The 9,753-nt window shown below is 35.4% G+C and carries 6 protein-coding genes; all 6 read right to left on the bottom strand.

Annotated features, from left to right (window positions below; translation table 11 throughout):
• Window positions 1–956: histidine kinase dimerization/phospho-acceptor domain-containing protein (locus F6K22_RS19570; protein WP_293101427.1), on the bottom strand; the 956-nt coding region annotated here is incomplete at its 3' end.
• A 949-nt stretch (window positions 957–1,905) separates the two neighbouring features.
• A complete protein-coding gene (locus F6K22_RS19565) occupies window positions 1,906–4,140 on the bottom strand; it encodes a CHASE2 domain-containing protein (RefSeq protein ID WP_293101424.1) in 2,235 nt (744 codons plus the stop codon).
• A gap of 447 nt (window positions 4,141–4,587) precedes the next feature.
• A complete protein-coding gene (locus F6K22_RS19560; protein ID WP_293101421.1) occupies window positions 4,588–5,385 on the bottom strand; it encodes a DUF928 domain-containing protein in 798 nt (265 codons plus the stop codon).
• A gap of 801 nt (window positions 5,386–6,186) precedes the next feature.
• Window positions 6,187–7,116 (bottom strand): N-acetylmuramic acid 6-phosphate etherase, encoded by a 930-nt coding sequence (gene murQ, locus F6K22_RS19555; RefSeq protein WP_293101418.1) that lies wholly within the window; start codon window positions 7,114–7,116, stop codon window positions 6,187–6,189.
• A gap of 283 nt (window positions 7,117–7,399) precedes the next feature.
• The gene (locus F6K22_RS19550; RefSeq protein WP_293101415.1) at window positions 7,400–7,762 is read right to left on the bottom strand and encodes a DUF3110 domain-containing protein; all 363 of its coding nucleotides are present in this window, start codon (window positions 7,760–7,762) and stop codon (window positions 7,400–7,402) included.
• A 1,314-nt stretch (window positions 7,763–9,076) separates the two neighbouring features.
• Window positions 9,077–9,753 (bottom strand): DegT/DnrJ/EryC1/StrS family aminotransferase (locus F6K22_RS19545; RefSeq protein ID WP_293101413.1); only part of this gene is annotated, 677 nt, incomplete at its 5' end.

The raw sequence follows: 9,753 nt of genomic DNA, 5'->3' as shown, positions 1-9,753 counted from the left end.
ATTTGACTATATCCCAAAATCCCATTCAGGGGTGTACGCAGTTCATGGCTCATGTTGGCCAAAAACTCACTCTTAGCTTGATTGGCAGCATCGGCTGCTTCTTTGGCCTCTTCTAGCTGGGCAGTGTATTCCTGTTGTTCTTCTAATAAAGTTTTTACCCATCGGATAAGTTGGTTGAAAGAATTAGCTAGTACCCCTACCTCATCTTTAGTTTGTATGGAAGCTTGTAAATCAAAATTTGATTCTTGGGTTACTTTTTGGGCAATCTTAGTTAGAATTTGAATGGGACTGGCAATTAAACGGCTAGTGTAAAAGGCCAAGAGGATAGAGATTACCACAGAAAGACCCAACCCTATAGAGATGATTCTAGTACGCAGGGTTTCTACTTTTTCCAAGTCAATTTCAGCTTTTTCCTCAAGCTGTTCGGTTAAGACATAGAAATCTGCCAGACGATTGGGAAATTCAATAAAGGCAACAAATTCAGGACTCTTGACTAACTGAACCAGCAACTTTTCTGCTTTTGCTGCTCCTTCTGGATTAGTTGTTAGGGGCTGGACTTGTTGGACAAATTCTTGGGCTTTTTGGGAAAATACCCTAACAGTAATTTGATATTTTTCTAGCAGAGGTTGTAGACCTTCTAGAGTGGCAGCTTTTCCTGATTTGTTGTGAGTAACTAGGAGTTCGTAAATTTTCTTAACCCGTTTAAGCAGTTTACTGCTTTCCTGACGAAAAAGTTGAGGCTTTTGCAGGTAAGGAGATAGTTGCTTTGCTGGTCGATTGTATAATATATCAACCTGTAAAGTCCCCAGTAGTTTACGTTCTTCAGAAGCAATTTTTCGGGACTCTAAAGCTTGCTTTTGATAATAGTTGCCTACAACTAGGCCAGTTGTAGTTCCTGCTAAAGCAATGCCTAAAGCGAGGGTATATCCATAAATAATCTTGTTTCTAATAGACATTTTTCGGTCTCAAAGGCTTCTAGTTTGTTCTAAGAAACCTCTTGCTACTTATACCGTTTCACGGAAGTTAAAAGTCAACTTCCCCCTTACCGAATTATTAATTATTAATAATTAAATAATTAAATAATTTTGGTTTAAAGCCTCCCCTTGGATAGGGGAAAAAAGCGGTCCTTGGATGGCGAGGTTTCCGTTCCCTCCGGGACGCTACGCAAACGCTTGCCTCCAATCTCCCAAGAGAGAAGAAATAATATTTCCCAATATTCAATTGGTGTAACGGTTAAAACCTTCTTGTAATTATCAAGTTCGCCATTATCAATTATCAATTAATGAACCCCCACTTACAAGGGTATGTTTTTTATAATTATGCCTTTGGATGTGTGGAGGGTGGGAAGTGTGGGAAGTGTGGGAGGAGAAATGAGCTATTTTTTTTGAAGTTTTATACTGAATAAAAGCGGTCGCGTCAGCGGAACGGAGTTCTATCGCTCACCCCGAGTGTTAAAAACTGACCCTTGTAAGCTTACCCCCCAAGGGAGGAACTCAAAAGTCATGCATTAAGATTTACGCATTAAGATAGGACATTTCTAAATCCTGAAACCCTTTCACAGTTTACTATTCCCTATTCCTTATTCCCTAGCGCGTAGCGCTATATAGACTCGAAACTTTGATGCCACAGTAATTTCAGGAAATTATTTTACATATATAGTTTGAAACTATTTGTGACATCTTTAAAGTGAATTAGTATCACCACAAATACACATATTAAGTACCTGGGCAAAATTAATTTCACATTTTGGGGAGGTAGGCAAAAGGCAAGAGGCAAAAGAAATATAGCCGATTAGTCAATATACAAATAATTTTACATTTTAATCTATTTTATCAACTAAAAATTAATGAATATTTTACTAATTATTCAATCCTTCTCGAAATAATAGAACGTCAAAATTATTATCTAACTATTGGCTGCAACCCAAGCTTCCAACATCTGTTCAACTTCTGGAGATATGGCAGTGAAATGTATATAAAATCCACTCCGATCGTCTTTTTTACCTGTTACTTTGGCATAAAAATAATCCATTTTTTGCCCTTGAACAGTTTTAGTTAATAAATTAATCTGGAGGTTACTCATAACATCTACTAAATAATTAGATTTTACTTCAGCAGAATTAGCAGATATTTTGACCAAACTTCCTGATATTAATTCTTCTCTAATTTCCTTTCCATCAATAACTGCAAACTGAATAGGAACAGCTTCTAATAAATCCACAAATTTTTCTGAATTTATAGGTAAAAACAAATTATACTTTCCCGCAATAGCTCCTACTTGATAAATAGTTATAGCTTTAGTAAAACCTTTAATTTTTACCGATTTTTGCTGCACAATTTTGATAATAGAACTGACTTCTTCAAGAGTATTTCCTGAAATCAGAATTTGACCTCCGACTGTATAAGATTCAATTCGAGAAGCTAAATTAATATTACTACCAATAACTCCATACTTAGACTTTCTATTACAACCAAGATTACCAACTACAACTTCTCCAGTATTAATACCAATTCCCATCTTAATTTCTGGTAAACCTGATTCCTTTAATTTAGCATTCACTCTAGGCATTGACATTTGCATTGCTACTGCACAAGCAACTGCTCTTTCTGCATCATCTTCTATCTGGGTAGGAGCGCCAAAAACAACTAAAATTCCATCACCAATAAAATCATAAATAGTACCACTATATTGATTAATTACTTCTGTCATTTCCCCTAAGTAAATATTCAACATAGCAAAAATTGTTTCTGGTTCTGACCTTTCAGATATAGCAGAAAACCCTCTTAAGTCAGACATCAAAACTGTCACTTTTCGCCGTTGACAATTTAATTTTAATCCATCAGGATTTTCTAATAAATTCCCTACCACTTCATCAGTCAAATAACGACTAAAAACATTACGAATATATCCAGCAGTTTTAGCAATAAAAGCAGTAATAGCGATCGCCGACAACCAAATAGCTAACAATGGAGTTATTACTGGTATCCATAAACCCCATAAAAAAGCATAATAACTGATGGAAAGTAAACCACCAGTAGCGACGAATAAAGTAATAATAGATTTACCAGAAAATTGAGAAAAACCTCCAGAATAGCGCCATTTCCAACTAACACCTGCCCCTATTACTGACCACAAAAAAATCCATACCCACTCTAAAAATTCCGGCCATGATTTAATAATATTCATCTCACCAAGAGCAGAATTAATAATCATACTGGTAATATTAGCATTAATTCCTACTCCTGACATTACTTCAGGAATTCCAATAATTTTACTGCTGTAAGGTGTCAAGAATAAATCTTTTTTACTTTCTGCTACTGAACCAATTAAGATAATTTTATCCCGCACTAATTCAGGTGGAACTTTATTATTTAAAACATCAGTTACTGAAACCTGTTGAAATTTAGATTCTGGGCTGCGATAATTAAGAATTATTTGATATCCTTCAGCATTAGCTTGTACATAACCACCATGATTATTTTCAAAAGGAATAAATACAGCTTCTCCCAATTGTAAATATTCAGGATTAACTGCTGCCGGTTCAGGAAATATTTTCAATTTTTGCAGGTAAATTATTGCTAATTTTAATCCTAAACTCGGTACTATTTTACCTTCTGAATCTGTCAAATATAAAAAAAATCGCCTAATTTTAGTATCAGCATCTATAGGCATATCGTTAGCACCAACTTGATTCAGTTTATCTAAAACTGGTGGGGGATTAATTGGAGAATTATTTTGATTGCCAACTACCTTTCTAATTCCAATTAAATTTGGTGTAGATTCAAATACTTTTACTAATTTTTGATATCCTGGTTCTTCTGGTAAATCTCGATATATATCTAAACCAATGGCTACTGGCTGATGCTTTTTCAAGTTTTCTATTAACTGAGCAAGGAGTTCATCTGATAAAATTGACATACCCAAAGTTTGTATATCTGATTCAGTAAATCCCACAATTAATATTTTTGTATCTACAGATTTTTGGGGACGCAATCTTATCAGTTGATCGAAGGCTGCCAGCTCAAATATTTGTAAGCTACCTGTTAAATATAGCCCAATTAATAGGATAGTAATACTAGGAGCAGTAACTAATAAGCCACGCCATTTCCAAGCCAGCTTTTTAATTATTTTTTGCCACATGCCACATAAAAAAATAATTTTTTTTTGATTGCTTTATTAGCTTTGAGTAATACTCTATTCCCAGCATAGCAATCTGATTTTATTAGTGTTAGTGAGCTACACTTGTTGCTCTTCTTTTCTGTTCCCTATTCCTTAAAACCTAGAATTTTTTACCTCATACCAATTCCAAAAAAGAATGCTATTATTGTCTACATTCAGGATTAAGTGATTAGTAGATTCAGTAATATTTTGCAGGAGGTTAGTTGGTTTTAAATATATATTATTGATAATTTTATCCTAACCCCAAGAAAAGGAAAGGAAAAACTCAGTCAGAGATTACTTTTAACTTTTGTACGGGTGATTCGCGAATCACCCCTACTAACTTTTGACTTGCGCGTAGCGCTGTATTTGGTATTACTCACACCTGATAATTGCTATCTAATCTCTTTAGAATTACTAAAACTAGATTTAATCTTCTCTTTGACAACAATCTAATATAGGTGCTGGAATTAATTCTTCCTTACCTTGAGAATTAGCAGAATTAAATAACTTTTGCCAGTCATCTATTAACTTAGGATTATTTGGATTTAACCTACGAAGTTGTACCATACTTTCTAAAGCATCATACCAAATTCCTTGGGAAGCATAAACAGTTGGTAAAGTTAGAGGTGTGACGCCTACTAACTTATTATAGAGGCTTTTTTCTGGTTTAATAAGTTGAATTCTACCTTCAACAGATGCGTTTTCACTGGGGTCTAGTTCTTCAGAAATGCAAAATATTGTTACTCCCCAAAAATAGTTTTCTCCTACTTCCAAAGGAGGTGATTTTTCTTCAGGAACCTGAATCCTAATAATTCCTGATTTTTCAGGTAGCTGAAAAAAATGATTATAAATATCATTCTTCTCTGAATCTGTGATAAAAAACTCTGCTTGTTGAGCATTTTCATAGGGAGGAATATATACATATAATGTGGGATATTTAGATATAGTTAATCCCTCTCCCGTTTCTGGAAGTAAAAGAGTTAACTTTTTATTTTCTAATAAACATTGACCACTACCAACAGATTCACCACGGGTTCCTGAAGGTGCTGTAGTTGGAGGTGCCCCCCGATCTGGAGGTTTGTAGATTTGAGAAATTTTCCAGCTACTACTAATATTTCTGAAGTTAGTTATTGCTAAAACAGGTTTTTGTATAACAGCAGAAATACTTGATAGCTTCATTAGTAGAGTAACTGATAAACTAGCAATTAATAATCGATATCTCATATTTTATAGGGAGTAGGGAAGATGGTTAGGAGGATAGGGAACAAGCAAAAAATATTTACCGAAAAATTAAGGTATAAAGCCTTCTATTTCAAGAGAAAAAACAAAAAAATTCCTTTTAGTCAATCCTCTTATTTGTAAGAAGAGTTCATTAATTGATAATTGATAATGGCGAACTTGATAATTACAAGAAGGTTTTAACCGCTCTTGATTGAATATTTGGAAATTCAAGAGCACTTTTCTCTTGGTCGATTTGATATGGCGAGGAAACCTCGCCATCCCATCCTAACGGACTGCTCCGCAAACGACCGCTTTTTTCCCTATCCAAGGGGAGGCTTTAAACCAGAATTAATTAATAATTCGGTAATTATTAATTATTAATTGTTGAACCCGTCAGTTGCAGGACATTAATCACTAAATCTGCTGTATATACTTTATCTATATTGATATAGCAGTCGAATATTGGGCGCGGACATTTCTAAATTCTCACGCCTCAGTCATAGAATATTTTTGACTTTTGCATTTTTGACTTTTGCATTTTTGACTTTTGCATTTTTGACTTTTGCATTTTTGACTTTTGCCTTGCGCATAGCGCTATACCAATTCACCTTAAGGATGTCACAAATAGTTTCAGCTTCAGATGTGAAATAATTCCGTGCAATTACTGTAGATTCAAAGTATTTAGTCTATAAAATCTTAGTGTATGACTTTTGACTTTTGACTTTAGTGAAACGGTATGATAGATCCTATATCTATATCTATATTTAGACTGATTGAAAACTGTTAATTATCTGAGAAAAAAATTTATTCTTCCTGATTAGTTATCCCGACTTTTTTCAATGCCGCTCTAAGATTACCTTGGTACTCAGATAAGATATTATCCCCTTCTTCTTTTTCTAAACTACTCCAGTGCATCAAAAGTGCCAACTTAACTGAATTATCACTCTTATTTAATAATTCTCCCGCTTCATCCCGACTTAACTCAGTTAAATCCTCAATAATCCGTAAGGCCCGATCGCGTAACTTACTATTTTTGACAGCTACATCAATCATACGATTACCATAAACTTTTCCTAATCTCACCATCACTCCTGTTGATAAGATATTCAAAGCCATTTTTGTTACCGTTCCCGCCTTTAAACGGGTTGAACCTGCCAATAATTCCGGGCCAACTAACAACCTAATATCTACATCTACCTCTACCCTAAACTGTTCTACAGGCACACAAGTAATAAAAATTGTTCTTGCCCCCCTTTGCTTTCCAGCTTCCAAAGCACCATGAACATAAGGAGTTGTACCACCAGCAGTAATACCAACTATCACATCTAGATTTGTGATATGGCGCAAAGCGATCGCCTGACTACCATCTTCCCAGCTATCCTCCAAATCTTCCGAACTTCGTACTAAAGCGCCTGCACCTCCAGCAATAATTCCTTGTACCAACTCTGGAGGCGTACAAAATGTTGGTGGACATTCAGCAGCATCCAATACACCCAAACGACCACTTGTACCAGCTCCCACATAAAACAACTTACCACCTTGACCCAAAGCTTCAGTAGTCATGTCCACTGCTTGAGCCAATTGTAAACGGGATGAAGCGATCGCCTCCAAAGTTCGGCCATCCTCTTGATTAAACAAGTCCACCAACTCTAAAGAACTTAACTGATCGAGATTATGGCTATTAGGATTAACCTGTTCAGTTAACAAATGACCTCGTTCTTGTAAATTTTTCATACCAAACCCTGATAAATTATCAAAAAAAATAGTTTTTTTTAAATCGTAAATACTAATGATACTCCCTTTCTGTCTTCAGAGTAAAAAGCCATCCATTACTTAGAAACAGCTTGAATTTCATCAGATGATAATAATAGTTAATAGACAATTAATCCATCTTTTTTTTATCAGAATAAAAAATTAAACCAGATATAAGACTAATGAATTGATTCTTAGACAGGAAAAAAGGTTTAGGTATTGCAACCCTCTTTATTCCTAAATCAGATAATACTTTTCCTTTAAGTTACAAAAGACCTTCCAATTGACGCCTAATTTTGTCTAAATCAGTCTCAGTCTTTTCAGAAGTTTGGTCTGGCTCCAATTGCCAATCAGTATTTTCGACATTATGTTCTGGGGGAATAGTCAAAGCACCTGCTGGCACAACTTCCCAGTCATAATCAACACCCCTACAGAATTCCAGAATTTCTTCTTGGTCAAACTCTTCAACTGTAGGAGTAGGAAAATCTTGAGCTTCTAGCAATACACCAAAGCGGGTCGCATCATCCTCAGACTCAAACATAAATACCTTATTACGATCGCCCATCTGAATTGTATGTATTCCCTCATTTTCAGTTCGAGCATTAAACAGTAAAACAAATATTCGCATAACTTTTCTCAACTTGAATAGATAATTGTTGTGTATATATTAATAGACACAAAGGAATAATGTATCTAAATTATATTAAGTTGTGATAAAATTACTTATGAGTTATATAATACTTTTTTGCCAAAAGAGTGTTACGAATAATGAGCGGCTTTAAAAGACTTGAATTGATATATCCCTTTGATCGAAAAGAGAATATCAATAGACCACTGCGGAAAAGAGGGAGTAGGTAGGGAGGTTGCATGCAACGTCCGTACAGAGTACGGGGAAAGAATTGATGTATCTAGCGCGATAATTGATTGGATTTTTGATTATCACGCCTATGTCTAATGCTAATAAATAGTATTTTAGCTATTTATTAATTAAAGTTGTAGGAAGACCCGGAATTAGCGATCGCTTTGATTAATTTGATTAAGGCGAGGGAAACCACTGAACCAGTATTATTAAATTTTATCCAAGCTTACAAAGTTTAACAGCATGGGGTAAGCATATTCCTCAATGGAACTCGCCCTAGCAATTTGCTCATAAAGTCAGCCTACCCGCTCCAATATTATATTTAAGGCGTTGCACAATCAGAAATGATGAAATCCGAACATTTGATATTTTTGGATAATTCTTTCCTCAATATATGTACAGTTGAAAATCTTAGGACTTACGCAGATATCATGTATATAGTGTTAAAAACTATAACGCTACAGTTTTTTCACTCTATATATAGTACCCTTGCGTAAGTCCTGAATCTATTATCATTCTTTAATGTGCAGCCCCCCATTTAAGATGTCTAACTAGGGTTTGCGCTCAAAAGTCTTTTTGAAGGAGTAGGGGAGCGGGGGAGTAGGGGAGTAGGGGAGTAATTTTTTTGCCCAACTATGCGCCAAAAATGCGCTCCTTTTTGATCATGAAGAGCTGAAAACCAGGTATTTTTTCAATACCTAAAAAGGCACTTACCTTTATCTGTCAATGCTTTTAGATTTATTCAGCAAGCCCTAACTAAAGCTTCAATATATGTACAATTGAAAATCTTAGGACTTACGCAGATATCATGTATATAGTGTTAAAAACTATAACGCTACAGTTTTTTCACTCTATATATAGTACCCCTGCGTAAGTCCTGAATCTATTATCATTCTTTAATGTGCAGCCCCCCATTTAAGATGTCTAACTAAAGCTTCAATATATGTACAATTGAAAATCTTAGGACTTACGCAGATATCATGTATATAGTGTTAAAAACTATAACGCTACAGTTTTTTCACTCTATATATAGTACCCCTGCGTAAGTCCTGAATCTATTATCATTCTTTAATGTGCAGCCTCCTATTTAAGATGTCTAACTAAAGCTTCTCCTACTCGTTGAGCATCCTCCTTTGTCATGCCAGAAGTCAGAGGTGGGCAAATGTGATTCGGACACCAACGTTCGGCACGAGGAAAACTCTGACCTTCACAAATACCTTGAAAAACTGGTTGCTGATGACAAGGTATTTCATAAACTGTTCCTCCTAAAAATATTCCTGACTCTGCCAAAGCTGTTTTTACCTCCTTGGCATTTTTTCCCTCTGGTAAATGAACGATCAACTTATAATTACTAGCTACATCCATTTTTTCTGTAGAGACAAAGGATAGACCAGCTTCTTTTAAAGGTGCTGTAATTAATTCATAAGCTTGCTGCCGTTTTTTCAACATTTCTGGCAACTTTGCTAAATGAATTCTACCGAGCAGAGCATTAATTTCCGTAATCCGCATACTATTCCCAAAGTCTGTATGTAAACCACCAAAATCCATACCTCGCTTCCCTTGGTTTCTGAGCGATCGGGCGATATAGTCTTCTTCCTCATTATTAAGAGTTATCATTCCTCCCTCACAAGTTGTCATAACTTTAGTTGGGAAAAACGAAAAAGCAGCACCGTCTCCTAAATTTCCAGCACTGACACCATTTATTTTACTACCGTGAGCATGAGCAGTATCTTCGAGAACAAACAACCCTTGTTGATGAC

This window comes from Okeania sp. SIO2F4 (genome assembly GCF_010672385.1).
Lineage (GTDB): Bacteria > Cyanobacteriota > Cyanobacteriia > Cyanobacteriales > Microcoleaceae > Trichodesmium.
This window is presented reverse-complemented; position numbering and strand designations above follow the sequence as displayed.